The sequence below is a fragment of the Alicyclobacillus herbarius DSM 13609 genome, from assembly GCF_000430585.1.
GTDB lineage: Bacteria > Bacillota > Bacilli > Alicyclobacillales > Alicyclobacillaceae > Alicyclobacillus_G > Alicyclobacillus_G herbarius.
Genome location: NZ_AUMH01000002.1, coordinates 102,530 through 121,976, shown reverse-complemented (window position 1 = coordinate 121,976; position 19,447 = coordinate 102,530). Strand labels below are relative to the sequence as shown.

Below are 19,447 nucleotides of genomic sequence, written 5' to 3'. Positions count from 1 at the left end.
CGGGTTTGCCCGTCCCAGTTGGTTTGTCTATATGGTATTTTGCGACAGCCTTTTCAATCAAGCTGTTCAAAAGCGCATAATTTAAACTTGTTGCTAATCCCCATGACTACACACGCCCTTTACCGAAGATCGGTCTCGCCTCGACTTTCGAGGTATTGCCACAGCATTTGAACTGCCTTCGATTTGTCGTCCTTCGACCAACGACCGAGTTGTTGGTAGGCTCTCGCCAATTTTTTCGCTACGTCGGGAAGGGCTTCTTCGGGCAAGCGTCCTTTGGACTTCGCGCCTCGATAACCGCCTTGACCCCAAATGTAGCTAACGGCCTTGTCAATGCGGCCTGTATCGACGGTTTTTCCGTCCTCCAGCAGGTAAGGCAGTTTCCACGTTTTCTTGTCACGCAAGTCGCCTATGTATGCGAAAGACTTGTAGGGCAGCTTCGTTCCATGATGCGATTTATATAATTTCGGGTCTATCGTCTCCACCGAGTGTTCTATCGTACGCTGCACGGCTTTTGGCACTTTGGAGAGGCCATAATGCGTGAAATAAAAGACGTCGTCCGCAGGTTCTGAATCGTGGATGGGAACGAGAATCTTGACATATATCTGATCGTCCTCGCGTTCTGCAAGGACGAGTGTTTCCCCATCGCAGGCGAACAAGTATTTGGCTCGGTGTCGGTCAGCGTAGTTTGCGGCTTGTCGAAGCGCACTCTCCAGTGTGGCGTCGCTTTGAAAAGCCCCCCAGTCCTTGGTTTCTACGACGGCCAGTTTCATCCCTTGATAGAGAATCAAGAAATCTGCGTAATCGGCTTCACGGTCAATCTGGTCGGGTTCATAACCGAGAACGTCGCTCAGCAACCGTTCCAGCACCGCTCGGACGTCGCTTTCTTTGAGCACTCGCCCGCTTTTTACGTGGCTCTTGGTGGCATCCCAAAAGACGTGAAACCGAGGCCACTCGTCGTGAATGCGTTGCCTTGTCGCGATTTCAATTTTGGTCGGCATGTCACATACTCCCTTTCTACGTTGTTCATCTTTGTCAGCTCTCACGGAATAATCGTAGAACGCAGTGTCGTTTGGGTCACGCCTCCCCGTGTCTTTCTTCGTGGTCCCTTACTAGTCGTTCCTTACTATCTTACTAATTTTCGTTTTTCAAAGTCAGCGTCTGTTTTCGCATACCATGCTCGTTCAGTTTCGTCCAGATTGTCGGAGGTTGTACGGCACTAAGCGAACCACCTCCACCGTTTCGAGTAGAGCCTTCACGCGCTGCCCGACGGACACCTTGCATGGAGACTGTCCCACCTGTTGATCTATGACGGCGTTCCATGGCATCAACTTGTCCTCCTGATCATAGATTCATAGAAGATGGATGGACCACAAAAGTTGAACGATAGCTGTATAGACGTTGGAAAGCGACAGTGTAGGGAGATTCGCACATCCAATGGGAGGGCGGACGATGCGGTTTGTCGTGCTGGGTGTATCGGCGGTTGTCGCGGTCGTGAGCGGCTGGCAAGCCCTAATGCTGGCACAGGTTGGGAGCGAGCAAAACATTCCCCAGTTGGAAGGAGACGGTGGCGCGGGGCTGGTGTTCGCCCTGCTCTGCGTGTGTGGTGGTGTGGCCGCCCTGTTTCGTCGCTGGCTAGGCTGCGGGTTATTCCTTCTGGCGGTGTTAGCGGGCGCTTGGGCCAGTTTCGTGTTCACCGACCTTGTGACGGGACTGTGGGCCATCGCGCCGGTTGCACTAGGGGCTCTGACGTGGTGGAGAGGCGGAAGAAGCGGTCGCGCTAGAGAGCGAAATCGAACGGCGCAGACGGTCAAGAAAGCACCTGTGACCTAGAACGGCCATAGGGCTGGTGGACGGAGCCTTTCGCGAACTACAATGACGTATATTCGCAGTGTGTTACACTTAAGATGAAAAGAGAGCCGAAGGTGGCAGCCTTCGGCTCCCGGGCACCGACGCCTCAGGCGTTCCCCGCCCATTTCTTGGTGGGCAAGTCGCCGCCCCACAGGCGAGAACCTACAGGGGGCGGCTACTTGTGTATTGCAAGGACCACAGCCACTATGAGCGACAAGAGCGAGACAATCAAGAATCCGAATTCTCCGCATCCGGTTGCCCCACCCAGCCGCGCATGGTACACTGAAAGCGACAACCAAACACTGCACGGGAGCTTGGTGGAACCAGGCTGAGAGGGTGGCTGTGAGCCGCCGACCGGTAGACCTGATCTGGGTAATGCCAGCGTAGGGAATTGCTCAAGATACGTTGCGATACTTGGGCCGCCGTGGCATTCGGCGGCCTTTTTCATTGCCCTTCGGATTGACCGAATTGCTGCGCAATCATGGCCGTGGCGACAATGGCAAGCGGATCGACCGCGTATCCACTGCCGTGCGGGGCGCGCCCCCTCTCCCATCCCCAGCTCCTCTGCGCGAGGAGGTCCTATAATGCCAGAGTCCCCTTCCCTGACGAATGTGTCTGTGCCCGCGTCGTCGCAGGCCACCCCTAGCCTGCCGGCGTCCGGGTATGGCGAGTGTTTTCCGAACAGCCGCAAGGTGTATGTCACTGGATCGCGCCCGGACATTCGGGTACCGTTTCGCGAGATTGTCCTCTCGCCGACTACGGGCCGGTTTGGGGAGCAAGAAAATCCCCCGCTCCGCGTCTACGACACGAGCGGCCCGTATGGCGATCCGGCCGTAACCACGGATGTGCGTCGCGGTCTGCCGCCCTTGCGCCGGCCATGGGTGCTGGAGCGAGGCGACGTGGAAGAATACGAGGGCCGGGCGCTGACGCCGGAGGATGACGGGGTGAAAGACCCCTCACGCCTGGGTGAAGGAATTCCAGCGGGGCTTCGCCGCAAGCCACTGCGCGCCAAGCCCGGACGGACGGTGACGCAGCTGCATTACGCGCGCCAAGGCATCATCACGCCGGAGATGGAGTTTGTCGCCATCCGTGAAGGCATGGACCCCGAGGTGGTGCGCCAAGAGATTGCGGCTGGGCGAGCGATTCTACCGGCCAACATCAATCACCCGGAGAGCGAACCGATGATTATCGGCCGCAAGTTCCACGTTAAGATTAACGCGAACATCGGCAACTCCGCCGTCGCCTCTTCCATTGACGATGAGGTCGAGAAGATGCGCTGGGCGACGCTTTGGGGCGCGGACACGGTGATGGACCTATCGACCGGTAAAAACATCCACACCACCCGCGAGTGGATTCTCCGCAACTCGCCGGTGCCCATCGGCACGGTGCCGATTTACCAGGCGCTGGAGAAAGTCGGCGGCAGCGCGCCTGACTTGACCTGGGAGATCTTCCGCGACACCCTCATCGAACAGGCGGAGCAAGGGGTCGACTACTTCACCATCCACGCCGGTGTGCGGCTCGCGTATATCCCACTGACCGCCAAGCGCGTGACCGGAATCGTGTCGCGAGGCGGATCGATCATGGCCGCGTGGTGCCTCGCCCACCACAAGGAGAACTTCCTCTACACGCACTTCGAGGAGATCTGCGAGATTCTGAAGTCGTACGATGTGGCGTTTTCGCTCGGCGACGGGCTGCGCCCGGGTTCCATCGCGGATGCCAATGACGAAGCCCAGTTTGCCGAACTGGAGACGCTCGGCGAGCTGACGAAGATTGCCTGGAAGCACGACGTGCAGGTGATGATTGAAGGCCCGGGCCACATCCCGATGGACAAAATCCGCGAAAACGTGGAGCGAGAGATGGAGGTCTGCCACGAGGCGCCGTTTTACACCCTGGGGCCGCTGGTCACCGACATTGCGCCGGGCTACGACCATATCACCTCCGCCATTGGGGCGGCGATGATTGGCTGGTTTGGCACGGCCATGCTCTGCTATGTGACGCCGAAGGAGCATCTGGGCCTGCCCAATCGAGACGATGTGCGGGAAGGCGTGATTGCCTACAAGATTGCGGCGCACGCGGCCGACCTGGCGAAGGGCCACCCGCGGGCGCGCGCCTGGGACGACGCGATGTCCAAGGCCCGCTTTGAGTTCCGCTGGCGTGACCAGTTCAACCTCTCACTCCATCCGCAGCGGGCCCTGGCCTACCACGATGAGACGCTGCCTGCGGAACCGGCCAAGACAGCCCACTTCTGCTCTATGTGCGGGCCCAAGTTCTGCAGCATGCGCATCACCCAGGACATACGCGAATATGCGGCGGCACATGGCCTCACACCGGAGGAGGCAGTGGCGGCAGGAATGGAGGAAAAAGCGCGCGACTTTGTGAAGAGCGGTGGTCAGTTGTATCGGTAGGCGCGTAATCGTGCGAGGCCGGCGCGGATATGGGAGACGACAGCGTGCCGGCCAACCGTACAAGGAGCGGGCGAAACACGGGCAATCCGAATGAACCGCGCACCCGGGACGAAGTTGAACGCAAACGAGATTTGCGATGCGAGGTTTTTAGTGAGGGTTTTCAAGGAAGCCTTTATTCTCCCTACAGAAATTTTACACAGAGAGACTTACAATCTATGTCGAACATTGGTATAATCTAACCAACAGCCTCTATTGGCTGTCTGGCCAATTTTTAAAGGCAAACCTGTCGAAAGACAGGGGCGCAAAGCCACGGGTCTACGGGCAACTAGCCTAGGATAGCCGGGCTGCCAGAACCCACTGTAAAGGGAGAGATGTCGAATGAAGAAGTTGTTGGTCACCTCCATCACCGCCGCCGCGATTCTTGGCGCCAGTATCGCCCCCGCATTTGCAGACGTCATCCGCACAAGTGGCAGCACGACCGGACAGCCGGTTGCAGCCGTATCGAACCCTGGCAGCACACAGGGGCAAGCCAATCGTTCCGATACGGGCACCGTCAACAAGTTCACGCATGATGGATTTAGACTCGTTGTGGAATGAACCGCCGAGCGATTGGTCTCCTCGGGCATGTTTTGATTTGACATTCTAATTTAGCTTGATGCTGTGATACGATCATTGCAGCTCGCAACAGACTAGGAATCTCGCTCCAGAAAAAAGTTAAGCGCGACTTCGTCGCGCTTCTCTGTATTTTTTCTGTAGACATTTGTAGACAATAGATACGGAGGAAATCCGCGGATGGAGAAACCCGTCTTGCCGGTATTCGACGCAACGGACCATGGCATCCGCCTGTTGGAGGAAGAGCGCCGGCGAATCGCGAGAGATTTGCACGACGGCCCGGCCCAGGCGCTCACCAACATCAGCATGAAGTTGGATGTCCTGAATGCCATGATTGAATCGAATCCAGAGATGGCCAAGGCTCTCGTAAGCCAGCTTCACAAACGGGTGGCGGATGTCACCCATGAAATCCGTGCCTTGATCTACGACTTGCGCCCGATTGCGGTCGACGAAGTCGGTCTCATTGAGGCGGTTCGGGAATTGTGCGTGCAATACGAAAAAAACTGGAACGTCCCTGTGCTCTTTGAAGTCGAAGATGGGTTGGTTTCCAAAGGGATTGCCCCGGCGAAACAGGTGGCGCTCTATCGACTTATCCAAGAAGTCCTGAACAACATCAAAAAACACGCAAAGGCCAAAACCATCAAGGTTGCGTTTGCACATCATGAAGCCGAGCTTGTCATCACCATCCAGGATGATGGGGTGGGCTTTGACCCGAACTACATTCCGCCCGGGCACTACGGACTCATCGGGATGAAAGAACGCGCAGCCTACCTGGGAGGACAACTGGACATTGATTCGGTCATTGGCCAGGGAAGCACATTTGTCATTCGAGTTCCAGTATACAACGGGTGAACATAAATGAGTATTGGGGCCACCCTGGATACAGCCAAGCGACTGCGATTGAAGGGGCTTTTTCAGGCTGCGATTGACGAGCTGCGTCGATGCATAGAAAACGTGCCTGCTGATTGTGATGCCGAACAGCTGGCAGCGATGTACCATGAACTCGGTGTGTTGTATTATCATACGGCCAGCTTTCAGCAGGCTGTCGTGTATTTTACCAAAGCAATTGAGCACGCTGCGGACCGCGACATATGGGTCAAGCGTAACACAGTTCTGGCCGCCGCTTATCACCGTCTGTCCGAATTCGATACCTGCTACCGCATCTTGAGCGAGTTAAAAAAATATGTAGATGTTGTCTCTCCGGCGACCAAGGGGCTCTTATGGTTAAATTTATCTGGGATTGAAGGCATCAACGGGTTTTACATGCAGGCTATCGTGAGCAGCCAAGAGAGCTTTCTCGCATATCGACAGCATAACATCCATCGAAACGATGTAGTACTGAATAACAACCTAGGACTTGCTTATCTAGAAATAGGTGATTACAGCACGTCCGAATCCTACCTTCTGAAGGCCTACGAATTGAGCCAGGGGAACGACATGTCCATTCTATCGGACCTAGGCCGATTATACCTGCTCCAAGGCAAGATGGCCCAGAGTATCGAGTACGCAAAACAGGCCCTGAGCATCATATGGTCGTCCTTTATCGCCTACGAAAAAGAATACATTGCCCGTCTCTGTCACTTGCTCGCAAATATTAGCATCCGCTTGGGCGAGTCTGAGCTGGCCTTCCGGCTATACGAAAAGGCCCAGGTTCTGTTTGGCCAACTGGCGATGTGGCGGCAGTGGCAGGATATCGAATCGGAAGTGAGCCGCTGGGAGGATAATCCCCCACCTGGGCCCGCCGATGATGAGGGGTGGGACATCTCGCTCGATGAGATACAACACTTTCTGCAGTGCTTGGATGCTATCAATTCACAAGAGCTGATTCACAAGCAAGTGATGAAATTGCTGGACTTGCGGGCACATTATGTGGAACTCATGGCCGAAGAATTAGAGTTGCCGGAGCCGCAGCGGAGAGACTTGGTGCTAGCATCCAGATTCGCCGACTATGGGTGGACGGCGTTGGAAAACGAGGTCGTCCTGAATCCACAACGTTCCGAGCAGGCGTTCGAGAAATATAAATTGCACCCTTCGTTGAGTGTGCAAATGGCGCAAACCTTAGGTCTGTCCTGTGAAATCACGAACATTATCCAAGATCATCATGAATGTTATGACGGCTCCGGGTTCCCAAACGGAAAAACAGCCAACGACATTGATTACCTGGCCCGTGTGTTGGCTGTAGTCGACCACTATTGTACCCAAATTGTGCTTGGCGGAAAAGACCACTTTTCGGCTCTGAACGAGCTGATTGAAAATCGCCGCATAGCGTTTGATCCGGACGTGGTTCAGGCGTTTGTTCGGATGCATGCCGTTGACTAACTGCACACCGTTGACGAACCGGGTACAGTCCGACAGGCTGTGCTGTGGCTTTGTTTCTGTTACTTGAACTCACTGTCTAGGAGCCGCAATAAATCGTCCGCCTCCTGCTCGGTCAATGAATCTTCCCCGCCATGCCATTTCAAGCAACTGGAGACGGCATGGTTAATCTCATTCATGCCAATCGGCTTGGCGAGAAAGTACGAGGCTCCTGCATCTATGGCCGATTTTTGCATTCGGTCAGATGCCTCGACGGAGCACATGACAACAAAGATTTTAGGGTATTTTTTTCGGATTTGTCGACACAGCTCAAGGCCGCTTTCGGCTCCCAATTGGATATCTAATGAAACGTAATCGACTTGCTGTTGCCCCAGGATGTCCCACATTTCCTCCGCGTTATGTGCGCGTCCGACGACCTGGACGTCTGGATGAAAGCCATATACCAGTTCCAGCGATTCCAACGTTTCATCGAAGTCGTCAACAAGTAAGACTTTAACCATCTTTTTGTTCACCTCCAAACCGGAAATCCCACATCGTATGATACAACCGAACTCTCCTCTGCCCTACCTGCAACAAGGTGTTCTCGTACGCCAGTCGGCCTCGAATAAATCCATCCGGGTTGACGACTAAGACGCTCCCTTCTGTGGCGGCCGGTGTTCCAATCTGTCCAATGTATGCGGATTTCTGGGCGACAACGAATCCACCTTTCATGGACCCTAGGATAGATAGGGTATTCCCACTCTCTATCGCGCTCGACACACTTCGCTTCTGCACCAGGATGTTCCCCGTGCTGTGAAGGGTACTCGATTGGCAGGTGGCAACGCGCACGAACGACTTACGCGCCTGTATCGAAGCAATCTTTTGGCTATACTTCTCCATGTTACTCATCAAGGAGTCGATTTCTCTCTGGGATATCGAGTCACTCTGTTCTCCTTTCCATTTCCTAACAATCGAATCTTTCAGCATACGATAAGACACATCCACCTGCGCCAGGTCATCGGCGTATTTGGTGACAAACGTAGTCAACAGCCGCGTCAACTCGTCATGCCGTTTCTCTAAAAGTAATGCTGGAATTTTCGGTATGATAACATGGGCGTCTGAACGTCGCAACGCATGTCCGACCATAATGAGATATTCGTCCCGAAACCGGTTTAATTCAATCAACATGGCTTCAATCAGACCGGCAAGGGTTCCGTAAATCATCTGTTGATACCCGCCAACCACTTTCGCTCGGTTGGCCTCGCCTGTGATAATCACGCCCCGTTCTCCCATGACCTCTGAATCACGTACGGATCCATAAACAATAATATACCCTGTCGCTTTGATGAAAGCGCCGTTTTCCACATTTCCTCTCACAATTACATTTCCGTCGAAGCGGATGGCGCCGTCTTTTCCACTCACATCGTGTGCGATGGTCATCTCGGGAACGACATCAATGTGGTCTTTCGTGACACAAATCCTTCCATTCCGTGACGCGACAAGATGGTTCTTGACCAGGACGACTCCATCTCCCAGCGACAAGGACGGCTCCTTCGGTTCGACAACGATTTCCTGTCCATAAACATTCTTCCCCGGGATGTTGCCGTGCCCACGCTCCACGACCCCCACCGTGGTCCCAATAGGAACACACCCCGGACGTTTGGTCCGTAAGAAATCATCCGCTTCCGTCGGGAAGTGCGGGAATTTCCACTTGTCACGGCCTGCACACTGGGGGCGGATGCCTCGTAAAACGACTTCTTGGGTGGTTTCCTTCGCCTGACAAATGCGCCGTAGGCCTTGCGAATCAATAGCTCCCTTAAATCCGTTGGCATTCAACAGCTCCAATATCGTACTCGGAGAAGTCTCTTCCGGCGGATACATCGTTTTCTCGACCTGGAGTACCAACCTCTCCTTGGATCGCTATCCTTCAACGCAGGCATCATGCCGAGCACAACCGTGGCCTTTACGGAAACGCTGAGCTTATCGTCCGAGACAAACAGCTCATAGGCTACCGACGGCTTCCGCGCGATGAGTTCCACTTGGATATTGTGTGACTCACTCACCACCACTTCCCCGACAACCGGCTCGCCGTCTATCGTCACCTTCAGGCACGAATCATCCGGAACCACAATCGTCGCATAGGCTCCGTAGTTCTTGGGGTCCGAGACGTGGATTTTACCGGCAACAACCCAAGCTGTCCCGTTCACAGGTGGGGGCATATGGGGAACCGGCTTGCGTGTTGTTTCCGATACATCCGGTGCCTTCCGTCTTCTCAATCTACTGAGGAAGATCTTTCGGGAAAGTGTCTTGATCTCCATATGCTCCTCCAAATCCTATGAACATCGTGGCAATGTGGCGACGTAATTCGTAGGATGATTTCAAAGCCGACACATGGCTCGTTGGTACAAGACCAATAATCGGTCCCAATGTTGACTCTCAACTGGAACCGTCATGTCATCCACCTGTTCTTCACGTTCCTGTCCGAGTCTCGTCGGTGGCTCGCGCACCCCCTCGACGCGCTCGAACAACTTTTTTAGGACTTCGTCCGGAAACGGAGGAGCCCAGTAATACCCTTGGCTGAGATGGACCCCCGCCTCTTGAGCGGCCAGTAGGTCGTCCAGGGTTTCAATCCCTTCCACAATCACAGCAGTCCCAGAGGTCATAAATTGTACGAATGACTCCAACAGCCGCTGGCGGTTCCTGGATGTTGCCACACCCTGCACCAGCGACCGGTCCAGCTTGATGAAGTCCGGTTCCAAATCCACCATCGCCCGCAGGTCGGCATACCCTGCTCCAACGTCGTCCAGAGCAATATGGATGCCCCAAGACCGAAGGGGCTTAAGCTGTTCTGCCAGACGCTTCGTATCATAGGCAATGTTTTCTGTGACTTCGAATACGAGACCGTTCGGGGATTGGTCGTAGGTGAGTAGGAGGGATTCCAATTCGACGAGAAAACACGGTTCAGCTAAAGTCGTGGGAAGGACATTCACGAACAGGTATCCACCTGTCCGGACGTCCCCCGGACACACACGATGTTTGAGCGCTGATTGGATAGCCAACAAGTCTGCCTCCAACGACCGGCCACACTTGTACGCAGTATAGAACCAACAATCTGGAGCCATCATCACACTGGGCGTGTTCAACCAGGGACGGCTGAGCGCCTCGTGCGCGAACACGTAAGACCCCTGGTGATTGATAATGGGTTGATAATAGCTGAACAACGTCCCTTCAGCGAGGATTTGCTGGATATGCTCTGCTGTAACTTCGCGTATCATGGATGAGACAAACGCGGTTGACAGATGCATACCCCGTGTGTTTGGGGAGCTTCTATCTTTCCCCTCAGCGTTTGGTTTTCTCTGTTGATTCACCATGCCTCACCCCATATTACAAAAAGGACGACCCTCAGGGTCGTCCCTCCCACGTGACCAATATCGTGACATTTCGTGGCAACCCGGCTGTCCTAGACGATATCGCCCGTAGACCCGTGGCTTTGCGTCCCAGCGTTTCCACTGGTTTGCCCTGAGCACATTCCACATTATGTGTTTTCGTCTTCTTCCGTGCAAAAGCTTTGACGATTTATTGACATCATACGACAAAATTCTACAAAGCGCAATCACAAAAGAAGGAGGCATTCTACCTCCTCCTTCTGCCGAGAACGACCTGTCAGCTCAGGATGCCACCCAATGACACGTACTTGATGTCCAGGTACTCGGCGATGCCGTACTTGCTGCCTTCACGGCCGATGCCTGATTCCTTCACGCCGCCAAACGGGGCTTGCGCGGTGGACGGGATACCGTCGTTGGCGCCAAGGATGCCGTACTGCAGGCGCTCCGCCAGGCGAAAGACACGACCCACGTCGCGGGTAAAGTAGTAGGCAGCCAGGCCATACACCGTGTCGTTGGCGTAGCGGACGACTTCCTCCTCGGTGTCGAACGGCAAGACCGCCGCCACCGGACCAAACGTCTCCTCCTTGGTGATGAGCATCGAGTGATTGACGTCCGCGAGCACCGTGGGGGTATAGAACCAGCCCGGGCCTTCCTTAGCCTTGCCGCCGACGACGAGGCGTGCACCTTTGGCCAGGGCGTCCTCCACGTGACGCTTCACCTTCTCAATCGCCGCCGACTCAATCAGCGGCCCTACCGTCACGCCCTCCTCCAGGCCGTTGCCGACCCGCATGCTGCCCATACGGTCCGCCAGCTTGCGGACAAACTCGTCGTAAACCGGGCGCTGGACATAGATGCGGTTGGCGGAGACGCAGGTTTCGCCCATACCGCGCATCTTGCAGCTGACCGCGTTGTCGACCGCCGCGTCCAGGTCGGCGTCCGCGAAGACGAGGAACGGCGCGTGCCCGCCCAGCTCCATCGACACCCGCTTAACCGTGTCGGCCGCCTGGCGCATGAGGATTTTCCCGACCTCGGTCGATCCGGTAAACGACACTTTGCGTACCCGGAAGTCCTCCATGATGACCTTGGCGAGGGCTGGGGCGTCGGTGCCCACAACGACCGAGAGGACGCCCTTTGGCAGCCCGACCTCCTCGAAGATGCGGGCCATCTCGAACGCGGACAGAGGCGTCAACTCCGACGGTTTGATGATCATCGTGCAGCCGGCCGCGAGCGCGGGACCGAGCTTACGGGTAATCATGGCCGCCGGGAAGTTCCAGGGCGTAATCGCTGCCGTGATGCCGACCGGCCGCTTGATGACCAACAAACGCTTGTCCGGCGAACTGCTGGGGATGGTATCCCCGTAGATGCGCAGCCCCTCCTCGGCAAACCAGTCGAGGAACGAGGCCGCGTAGTTGACTTCGCCGCGCGCCTCGGCCAAGGGCTTCCCTTCTTCTATCGTCATAATGCGCGCGAGCCGATCCGCCTCGGCGTGCATCTTGGCCGCTGCTGCGTGCAGGATGCGGGCCCGCTCGCTGGCCAAGGTATCTGCCCACTCATCTTGAACGGCGGCCGCCTTGTCGATGGCCGCCCGCATATCTTCCGGCGTGGCGTTGGGCACGGTGGCCACGACCTGTTCCGTGGCTGGGTTGACCACGTCAAACGTCTCTTTGGCCGATCCGTTCGTCCACTCTCCACCGATGTAATTCTGGTAAGCTCCGAGTTCCATGGCTGGCCGTCACTCCCTTGACAAGTTGTCCGAAGCAATGTCCCTCGGCGCACCCACACCGCCGGGGAACGGCTTCGGACCGGCGCATGTCCACACGCCGGTGGCGGGTTGATGGCGCGCGAACTCTTTGCGCCTTCCGCATCGAGGCTTAGTCCATGCGGACGACTAACCGGGAGGCTTCACCCCGGTTGAGTCGATCAAACCCACTGTTAATGTCCTCCAACGATAGGGTGTCTGTCAACAATTTGTCCACGGGCAGCCGACCCTGCTTAAACAAGTCGATAAAGCGCGGGATGTCCCTTTGGGGCACACAGCTGCCCACATAGGAGCCTTTAAGGGTGCGCTCTTCGGCCGTCAGGGTCACCTGCGGGAAGGAGAACTGGTGGTCTGGGTGTGGCAGGCCGCTGGTGACCGTGGTTCCGCCGCGGCGCGTGATGGCGTAGGCGGTTTGCAGCGCCGGCACGGCACCCGCCGTTTCAAACGCGTACTCCACCCCGCCCTGCGTGGCCTCACGAATGCGACGAATCACGTCCGGATCGCGCGCGTCAAACGTATCCGTGGCGCCCAGGCTTTCCGCCAGGCGGAGCTTGTCGGGATTCACATCGACGGCGACGATGCGGGCGGCCCCGGCCACCCGCGCGCCGAGCAATGCCGACAGGCCGACCCCGCCGAGACCGACGATGGCGACACTCGCGCCCACCGGGACGCGGGCGGTGTTGACCACGGCGCCGACTCCGGTGATGACGGCGCAGCCAAACAGCGCCACCTGATGAAACGGAACTTCCGGGTCCACCGGGATGAGCGAATTGCGGGCGATGACGGCGTACTCGCTGAACCCGGAGACGCCGAGGTGGTGGTGCACCGGCTGCCCGTCCAAGTGCAGGCGACGGGCGCCCGAGAGGAGCGTGCCCTCGGTGTTGGCGGCGGCGCCCGGTTCACAGAGCGCAGGTCGGCCCTCCTGGCAGGGCAGGCAGTGGCCGCAGCTCGGGACAAAGGCGCAGACCACGTGATCCCCGGGACGCAGGTCGGTCACGCCGGGGCCGACTTCCACCACCTCGCCCGCCGCCTCGTGGCCCAGAGCCATAGGCGTAGGGCGCGGGCGCGATCCGTTGATGACCGACAAATCGGAGTGGCACAGGCCGGCAGCCCGGATGCGCACTAACACCTCACCAGGGCCGGGCGAGTCGAGGTCCAAGGTCTCTATCTTGAGGGGCTTGCTGTCGGCGTACGGGGCGGGCAGCCCCATCTCGTACAACACGGCGGCTTTGGTCTTCATGTGGGTATCTCCTCCTTGGTCGTTAGGCCGCTGGGTTTGGCTTGGTTTGTCGTGGGTTTTATCCATTTATGGCCCGTCGTGGATGGTCCTTCATCGACTGCCCTGAGGTCATGGCGAGTCCTTCATGGACAACCGTTATTCGTAATACCCTTCGTCCGATTTGCGGAACGTGGCAAACTGCTCGGCGTCGTGGCCAAACCAGACGTCCGCTTTGTACTCGTGCGCCAGGGTGCGGATGCGTTCGACGGTACGGACGAAGCCGACCGAGTCGTAGATAATTCCGGGCGGTTTCACCGGCGGTCCATAGCTCTCCTTGGTGTAGATGGCGTCGGAGGCGAGGATGAGATTCCCTTTTTCGGGCAGTTCCACGTACAGCCCCAGCATGCCCCAAGCGTGGCCGCTGCCGAAGTTGAGCACGCGCACGCCGTCTGCGAGTAAGAGGTTGTCCTCATGGCGCTTCACGGTCCGCCACTGGAGATTGTTGCGAATCCAGGCGTCGATGTCGGCCCAGATGTAGGCGCCCGCCTTTTGGTTGCGGGCATAGGCTTCCAACGCCCCGTGCAACTCGTCCTCGTGCACGAGGATGGTGGCGTTCGTGAACATCTCGAGACAACCGGCGTGATCGAGATGCAGGTGAGACGCAATGACGTAGCGGATGTCCTCCGGACGCACGCGCAGCTGCTCGAGTCGGTTATGCAGGTAGCACTCCTCGCTGGCGGTCCAAGGAAACTGGGACTGGGTGATTTCCGCCCAGCGGCCGGATGGCCCCATGGAGTTCGGATTGCACGAGGTGTCGAAGAGAATCTTGCCTTCTGGGTGGTCAATCAGCACCGTGTAGATGGGGAACTCGACCATCTCGTTCGGCCGGTTGGGCTCCTCCGCGGTAGCGGGATTGTGCATGGCAATCATCCAGTTTTTGTCCATTCGCATGCGCCCGTTGTCCATCACGTACAGCTTTGGATGCGGTTTCACGAGGTTCACTTGGCTTCAACTCCTTTGGTTGACGTGGTTACTCGCGTGCCGGGTGTGGACGATCCGTCCGTGATTCGACGATGCGTCCATGATTTTCGATAATGCAATTTTCGTGCCAATAGATCCTGTCGCCCTTGTGTCGGGTTTTTGAGCGTGGTTTTGACCGGGGTTTTGCCCGAGTTGGGCCGGGGTTTCGCCGGGTTTGGCCCAGGTATTGACCGGAATTTTGGCCGCAGTTTTGGCCCAGGTGGAATCCGCATTGATCGCGTCGTGGTGAATGTTTTCACCATGCGTGGACGCAAAGTCGGTCTTGTCGATTCAACCAGGTGGTGATACGCTTCACCTATGGTGAACGCTTTCACCAGAAAGGAGACATGGCGGTGCTGGTCATCGACGCGTCTCTCAAGTCGCGACTCCCCGAAGTCATCGAATGGTTTCCAGACGGCGTGTACGTTGTGGATGGCAAGGGATATACCCTGCTGGTGAACTCGGCGTATGAGGCCTTGTCCGGCGCGCGCCGGGACGAGCTTATCGGTCGACACATGGCGGAATTGATTGAAAGTGGGTTCATCAACTGCTCGGTGTCGCTGGTTGTCTTGGAAACGAAACGCACGGAATCGCTGATGCAAAACCTGCGCAACGGGCGCGAGGTGATTGTAACAGGAACGCCGGTGTTCAACGAAGATGGAGGCATCGAGCTGGTCGTGACCAGCGTGCGCGACATTACGGAACTCAACCGCGTGAGCGCAGAACTGGAACGAGTGCGCGGGCTGTCGGAGCTGCACCGCCACCGCTACCGGGTCGGTGATGACCAAGAGCCCAACGTAATTGCCAAAAGCCCGGCGATGCGGCGGATTGTCGAGCAGGTGCGGCAGGTCGCGCCGTATCCGACCAGCGTGCTGTTGACGGGGCCCTCCGGGTGCGGCAAGGAGGTCATGGCTAACCTCATCCACCAGCTCAGCGACAGGCGCAATCAGCCATTCATCAAGGTGAACTGTGCGGCCATCCCCGAAAACCTCCTTGAGTCCGAGCTGATGGGCTATGAGGATGGAGCTTTTACCGGCGCGCGCCGTGGCGGCAAACCGGGGCTGTTGGAGCTAGCGGACAAAGGCACCATCCTACTCGACGAAATTGGCGATATGCCGTTGTCGCTGCAAGCAAAGTTGCTGCGCGTGCTGCAGGATATGCGAGTGCAGCGGGTGGGCGGCACGAAGGCCCGGCCGATTGACGTACGCATCATCTCCGCCACCAACCAAGATTTGCGCCAGTTGGTGCGGGACGGACGTTTCCGCGAAGACCTGTTCTATCGGCTGCAGGTCGTCGAAATCCGGATTCCGCCTTTAGCAGAGCGGCCCGAGGATGTGGAGGCGTTTATCGACTTCTTTTTTTCCTATTACAAATCGGCCTACCGCATGGACAAGCGACTGGCCGCGAAGACGCGCGTCCTGCTGACGCAGTATCCATGGCCGGGGAATGTGCGCGAAGTGAAGAATTTCATGGAGAGCCTTGTAGTGTCTGTACCTTCGCTGTTGGTTGAACCGCACCACCTCCCACCCCATATCCAGCAGGTGAACCCGACAATTGCAAACGAGACCAAACCGCTGCGCCAACGCCTGGAGTCAATCGAAAAGGAGTGGGTACGCGAGGCGCTGCGTCAACACGGAACCTATCGGCAAGCCGCCCGGGCGCTGGGTATCGACCACTCGACGCTGGTCAAAAAGGTGAAGCGCTGGGGACTTCATCTATAGGCGTGACATATCGGCTGGCGGGGATGAATTGGGTTGAAAAATGGACGGCACAAAGCCTGTTGATGCCTGCTCGCAAGCGAATTACTTTCCCGTCTCGACCGGCGACGAAGTTCGTCGGGCCCGTCGAGGGGGGAGATTCAATTCAAGTTGCGGCGCAGTGTATCGAGTTCCTTGCGGGATAGTCCCGTAATTTTCATGACCACTTCCGGGTCCATGCCCTCCATCAACATCTTAAAGGCAACGTGTGCAGAGGTCTCCTTACGGCCTTCCTTGCGACCTTGCTCCAGACCTTGCTGCAAGCCTCGCTCCAGACCCTTTTGCCAGCCTTCGCGTTCCGCCTTGGCCCACAACTCACGCACGATGTCCGTCATCTTCATCGCCTCCTCGAGCAACTGCTTTTGCGACTCGGTGAGATTCCGCCCGCTTAAGCCAAGGATTAGCGCAGTCACATAGTTTTGCTCGTGCTTATCGGGTATTTTTTCAGTCAAATCGACAACCTTTTGAAACACCTGCTCTTGGGACCGCTTTTGATAGCGCATATGCAGAGCGAAAGCCAAACGTACTCGGTCGGTTTTGATACCGACGCGGGGCCCAGTCTGGACCAGGGCCCGCCGCATCTCGGCGAGGCCTGGATTCAGACTGGGCCCCTGGGAGACAACGCGTGCGGTGTTTGGATGGGCTCAAATCGTAGTCACGGTGAGTCCCTCTCGCGGTGAGCCCCTCGCATCCGTCACGCCCGGATTTTCGGCAGCAACCGGACGTCAGCTGCCTATCTCCGGCAGCACCGTTTTTGCGATGTGGTTATCCAGGTCTTCGTAGTCGTAGTAGCGAATGGTCTCGTACAGCTCCTTGCGAGTCTGCATGTCCTCGAGGGATTTTACCTGAGTCCCTTCCGTGAAAATCTGTTGGAACACGCGCTCGTACGCCTTGGCCGCAACGCGCAGAGAAGTGACGGGGTAGATGACCATTTTGAATCCCCAGGAAGCGAACTGGTCGGCCGTGAAGTAGGGTGTTTTGCCAAACTCGGTCATGTTGGCCAACAGCGGCACGTCGCGGCCCAGCTCCTGCCCGACCCGGGCAAACTCTTCCTCGCTGGAGAGGGCTTCTGGGAACAGTCCGTCCGCGCCGGCTGCCACGTACTTACGCATCCGTGCCAGGGCGGCATCAAGGCCTTCCACCGACTTCGCGTCCGTGCGGGCGATGACCACCAGAGTCGGGGCCACCTCCTTGAGGATGCGGATTTTCTGCACCATTTCCTCTGCGGGGACGAGTTTCTTGCCGTTTAAGTGGCCGCACTTTTTCGGCATCTCCTGGTCCTCAATCTGCACCGCGGCGACGCCCGCCTCCACCATCTCCCGCGCGGTCCGCGCCACGTTCAAGACCCCGCCGTAACCGGTGTCGATGTCCACCAGGACCGGCAGGCCCGTCGCCCGGACTAAGTCACGGGCGCGATCGGCCATTTCCGTGGACGTGACGATGCCCAAATCGGGCAGGCCGCGACTGGCGGTGTACGCCGCGCCGGAGAGATACAGCGCCTGAAAGCCCACCTGCTGCGCTACCAGGGCAGCCATGGCGTCATGGGCTCCCGGTATCTTGAGCAGCTCCGGGCCTTGAATAAGGTTCCGAAAACGGTTGGCCAGTTGTGCTTGGTCTGTGTGTTCTCGAATCAGCCAGGACAAAGCTCGTTCCTCCTTCACACCACAAACAGGTCCATGAAATCCTCTACGTCGGTCTCCATCAGGCGTTCCTCGTCCTGGACAAGCCGGACAATCTGCTCCACCTGCTTGCTGGCGAAGTGGGTCTCCAGGTTGGCAAGGAACTTCTGCTCCAACTTGGGCATCGCCTCGGCGCGGCGGAAGCGGTGGCCGAGCGGATAGTGTTGCTCCACCTTCTCCGTCTGGCTGCCGTCGCGAAAGTGAATCTGAATCGCGTTCGCAATCGAACGTTTGTCCGGATCGAGATAATCGCGGCTGTACTGCTTGTCTTCCACGACCGTCATCTTCTCCCGCAACCAGTCGATGCGTGGATTGGCCGCGACGTCGTCCTCGTAGTGATCCGCCGTCAGGTCGCCGAACAAAAGCCCGATGGCGACCACGTACTGGATACAGTGATCCCTATCGGCCGGGTTGTGCAGCGGCCCGGTCTTGTCAATAATGCGCACCGCCGACTCCTGCGTGTAAATCGTGATGCGGTCAATCTCGTCCAGGCGGTCTTTGACCTGCTCGTGCAGGGCAATCGCGCACTCGGCGGCCGTCTGGGCGTGAAACTCGGCCGGATAGGAAACCTTAAACAGCACGTTTTCCATGACGTACGAGCCGAGCGGCCGCTGCAAGGTCAGCTTTTTCCCGTGCATCACCACGTCCTCAAAGCCCCAGACCGGCGCGGACAATGCGCTCGGGTAGCCCATCTCGCCTTTGATGGCCATCAGGGCCAGGCGTACGGCGCGACTGGCGGCGTCCCCTGCTGCCCAGGACTTGCGCGATCCGGTATTCGGCGCGTGCCGGTAGGTGCGCAGGCTGCCGTTGTCGATAAACGCGTTGGATAGGGCGCGCTCGACTTCCTCGCGGCTGCCGCCAAGCAGCGCCGTGGCCACAGCCGTCGAGGCCACCTTGACGAATAAGACGTGATCAAGCCCGACGCGGTTGAGGCTGTTTTCGAGCGCCAAAACGCCCTGAATCTCGTGCGCCTTAATCATCGCCGTCAAAACCGTTTTCATGTCGATCCCGGGTTTGCCGCGCCGGGTGCGCTGGCGGCTGAGGTAGTCGGCCGTGGCCAGGATGGCGGCCAGGTTATCCGACGGGTGGCCCCACTCGGCGGCCAGGAAGGTGTCGTTGTAGTCCAGCCAGCGGTTCATCGCGCCGATGTTGAACGCGGCCTGGACCGGATCAAGCTCAAAACTGGTGCCCGGTACGCGCGCGCCCCCAGGCAGGGTGGCGCCGGGCACCAGCGGCCCCAGGAGCTTGGTGCATTCCGGGAAAGAAAGGGCGAGGATGCCGCAGCCGAGGGCATCCATCAGGACGTAGCGGGCAGTGGTGTACGCCTCCGCGCTGGTAATGGGCGTATCCACGACATAGTTGGCGATCTCGGTGAGGAGTGGGTCATACACCTGTGTCTCGCGGTTCTGGTTGGTTGCCAAGTGTGTGTCTCCCTTTCTGTCATTTCTTTTCCTAGGTCTATCATAG

At 57.5% G+C, this 19,447-nt stretch carries 18 protein-coding genes and 3 riboswitches; of the genes, 6 read left to right on the top strand and 12 right to left on the bottom strand.

From position 1 onward, the window contains the following. Positions 1-119: 119 nt before the first annotated feature. On the bottom strand, positions 120-998 hold the full coding sequence (locus tag H522_RS0102020) for a hypothetical protein (RefSeq protein WP_026961026.1): 879 nt from the start codon (positions 996-998) through the stop codon (positions 120-122). A gap of 183 nt (positions 999-1,181) precedes the next feature. After that, the gene (locus tag H522_RS21385) at positions 1,182-1,325 is read right to left on the bottom strand and encodes a hypothetical protein (protein ID WP_155836129.1); all 144 of its coding nucleotides are present in this window, start codon (positions 1,323-1,325) and stop codon (positions 1,182-1,184) included. Positions 1,326-1,449: 124 nt separating this feature from the next. On the opposite strand from H522_RS21385, the gene H522_RS0102010 reads away from it, so the two are divergent. From H522_RS0102010 to H522_RS0101990, 5 genes are all read left to right on the top strand, one after another. Continuing rightward, positions 1,450-1,830: a hypothetical protein gene (locus H522_RS0102010; RefSeq protein WP_026961025.1), complete on the top strand. Its 381-nt coding sequence runs from the start codon at positions 1,450-1,452 to the stop codon at positions 1,828-1,830. 314 nt (positions 1,831-2,144) lie between these two features. Beyond that, a riboswitch (TPP riboswitch) is annotated at positions 2,145-2,255 on the top strand. Between the two features lie 177 nt (positions 2,256-2,432). Next, positions 2,433-4,253 (top strand): phosphomethylpyrimidine synthase ThiC, encoded by a 1,821-nt coding sequence (gene thiC / locus H522_RS0102005; RefSeq protein ID WP_081411787.1) that lies wholly within the window; start codon positions 2,433-2,435, stop codon positions 4,251-4,253. Positions 4,254-4,519: 266 nt separating this feature from the next. Further along, positions 4,520-4,605: riboswitch (cyclic di-GMP riboswitch) on the top strand. A 26-nt stretch (positions 4,606-4,631) separates the two neighbouring features. After that, positions 4,632-4,850 (top strand): hypothetical protein, encoded by a 219-nt coding sequence (locus H522_RS0102000; protein WP_026961023.1) that lies wholly within the window; start codon positions 4,632-4,634, stop codon positions 4,848-4,850. Positions 4,851-5,045: 195 nt separating this feature from the next. Continuing rightward, complete coding sequence (locus tag H522_RS0101995) at positions 5,046-5,717, top strand: sensor histidine kinase (RefSeq protein ID WP_026961022.1); 672 nt, start codon at positions 5,046-5,048, stop codon at positions 5,715-5,717. 6 nt (positions 5,718-5,723) lie between these two features. Further along, positions 5,724-7,184, top strand: coding sequence for an HD domain-containing phosphohydrolase (locus tag H522_RS0101990; protein ID WP_026961021.1), 1,461 nt, complete (start codon positions 5,724-5,726; stop codon positions 7,182-7,184). A gap of 59 nt (positions 7,185-7,243) precedes the next feature. Here H522_RS0101990 and H522_RS0101985 read toward each other — a convergent pair whose 3' ends face one another. The 7 genes from H522_RS0101985 to ahlS form a co-directional block, all read right to left on the bottom strand. Beyond that, positions 7,244-7,681, bottom strand: a complete 438-nt coding sequence (locus H522_RS0101985; protein WP_026961020.1) for a response regulator transcription factor — start codon at positions 7,679-7,681, stop codon at positions 7,244-7,246. Continuing rightward, entirely contained in the window at positions 7,674-9,041 is a 1,368-nt protein-coding gene (locus H522_RS0101980) for a FapA family protein (protein WP_081411786.1), read from the bottom strand. The genes H522_RS0101985 and H522_RS0101980 overlap by 8 nt, the downstream gene beginning before the upstream one ends. Beyond that, positions 8,993-9,478 carry a hypothetical protein gene (locus H522_RS0101975; RefSeq protein ID WP_026961018.1) on the bottom strand — a complete coding sequence of 162 codons (486 nt, stop codon included), beginning with the start codon at positions 9,476-9,478 and terminating at the stop codon, positions 8,993-8,995. Before H522_RS0101975 ends, H522_RS0101980 begins: the two co-directional genes overlap by 49 nt. 60 nt (positions 9,479-9,538) lie before the next feature. Further along, on the bottom strand, positions 9,539-10,465 hold the full coding sequence (locus H522_RS0101970) for an EAL domain-containing protein (protein ID WP_051343671.1): 927 nt from the start codon (positions 10,463-10,465) through the stop codon (positions 9,539-9,541). Between the two features lie 137 nt (positions 10,466-10,602). After that, positions 10,603-10,689: riboswitch (cyclic di-GMP riboswitch) on the bottom strand. Positions 10,690-10,823: 134 nt separating this feature from the next. After that, complete coding sequence (locus H522_RS0101965) at positions 10,824-12,269, bottom strand: NAD-dependent succinate-semialdehyde dehydrogenase (RefSeq protein ID WP_026961016.1); 1,446 nt, start codon at positions 12,267-12,269, stop codon at positions 10,824-10,826. Positions 12,270-12,417: 148 nt separating this feature from the next. After that, a complete protein-coding gene (locus H522_RS0101960) occupies positions 12,418-13,545 on the bottom strand; it encodes a zinc-dependent alcohol dehydrogenase family protein (RefSeq protein WP_026961015.1) in 1,128 nt (375 codons plus the stop codon). Between the two features lie 135 nt (positions 13,546-13,680). Then, positions 13,681-14,526 carry an AhlS family quorum-quenching N-acyl homoserine lactonase gene (gene ahlS / locus H522_RS0101955; RefSeq protein WP_026961014.1) on the bottom strand — a complete coding sequence of 282 codons (846 nt, stop codon included), beginning with the start codon at positions 14,524-14,526 and terminating at the stop codon, positions 13,681-13,683. A gap of 371 nt (positions 14,527-14,897) precedes the next feature. On the opposite strand from ahlS, the gene H522_RS0101950 reads away from it, so the two are divergent. Further along, positions 14,898-16,265: a sigma-54 interaction domain-containing protein gene (locus H522_RS0101950; protein WP_245577977.1), complete on the top strand. Its 1,368-nt coding sequence runs from the start codon at positions 14,898-14,900 to the stop codon at positions 16,263-16,265. A 137-nt stretch (positions 16,266-16,402) separates the two neighbouring features. Here the strand turns inward: H522_RS0101950 and H522_RS17025 are convergent, their stop codons facing one another. The 3 genes from H522_RS17025 to H522_RS0101935 all read right to left on the bottom strand — a co-directional run bounded on the left by H522_RS17025 (position 16,403) and on the right by H522_RS0101935 (position 19,371). Continuing rightward, the gene (locus H522_RS17025; RefSeq protein ID WP_155836125.1) at positions 16,403-16,753 is read right to left on the bottom strand and encodes an RpnC/YadD family protein; all 351 of its coding nucleotides are present in this window, start codon (positions 16,751-16,753) and stop codon (positions 16,403-16,405) included. A 273-nt stretch (positions 16,754-17,026) separates the two neighbouring features. After that, positions 17,027-17,944, bottom strand: coding sequence for a methylisocitrate lyase (gene prpB, locus H522_RS0101940; protein WP_026961012.1), 918 nt, complete (start codon positions 17,942-17,944; stop codon positions 17,027-17,029). Positions 17,945-17,958: 14 nt separating this feature from the next. Continuing rightward, positions 17,959-19,371: a bifunctional 2-methylcitrate dehydratase/aconitate hydratase gene (locus H522_RS0101935; protein WP_026961011.1), complete on the bottom strand. Its 1,413-nt coding sequence runs from the start codon at positions 19,369-19,371 to the stop codon at positions 17,959-17,961. Positions 19,372-19,447: the final 76 nt, after the last annotated feature.

What these genes read in the sequence shown, in the direction of transcription:
- H522_RS0102020 (WP_026961026.1), bottom strand. Translation starts at nt 998, where the DNA reads ATGCCGACCAAAATTGAAATCGCGACAAGGCAACGCATTCACGACGAG.
- H522_RS21385 (WP_155836129.1), bottom strand. Translation starts at nt 1,325, where the DNA reads ATGCCATGGAACGCCGTCATAGATCAACAGGTGGGACAGTCTCCATGC.
- H522_RS0102010 (WP_026961025.1), top strand. Translation starts at nt 1,450, where the DNA reads ATGCGGTTTGTCGTGCTGGGTGTATCGGCGGTTGTCGCGGTCGTGAGC.
- thiC (WP_081411787.1), top strand. Translation starts at nt 2,433, where the DNA reads ATGCCAGAGTCCCCTTCCCTGACGAATGTGTCTGTGCCCGCGTCGTCG.
- H522_RS0102000 (WP_026961023.1), top strand. Translation starts at nt 4,632, where the DNA reads ATGAAGAAGTTGTTGGTCACCTCCATCACCGCCGCCGCGATTCTTGGC.
- H522_RS0101995 (WP_026961022.1), top strand. Translation starts at nt 5,046, where the DNA reads ATGGAGAAACCCGTCTTGCCGGTATTCGACGCAACGGACCATGGCATC.
- H522_RS0101990 (WP_026961021.1), top strand. Translation starts at nt 5,724, where the DNA reads ATGAGTATTGGGGCCACCCTGGATACAGCCAAGCGACTGCGATTGAAG.
- H522_RS0101985 (WP_026961020.1), bottom strand. Translation starts at nt 7,681, where the DNA reads ATGGTTAAAGTCTTACTTGTTGACGACTTCGATGAAACGTTGGAATCG.
- H522_RS0101980 (WP_081411786.1), bottom strand. Translation starts at nt 9,041, where the DNA reads ATGTATCCGCCGGAAGAGACTTCTCCGAGTACGATATTGGAGCTGTTG.
- H522_RS0101975 (WP_026961018.1), bottom strand. Translation starts at nt 9,478, where the DNA reads ATGGAGATCAAGACACTTTCCCGAAAGATCTTCCTCAGTAGATTGAGA.
- H522_RS0101970 (WP_051343671.1), bottom strand. Translation starts at nt 10,465, where the DNA reads ATGCATCTGTCAACCGCGTTTGTCTCATCCATGATACGCGAAGTTACA.
- H522_RS0101965 (WP_026961016.1), bottom strand. Translation starts at nt 12,269, where the DNA reads ATGGAACTCGGAGCTTACCAGAATTACATCGGTGGAGAGTGGACGAAC.
- H522_RS0101960 (WP_026961015.1), bottom strand. Translation starts at nt 13,545, where the DNA reads ATGAAGACCAAAGCCGCCGTGTTGTACGAGATGGGGCTGCCCGCCCCG.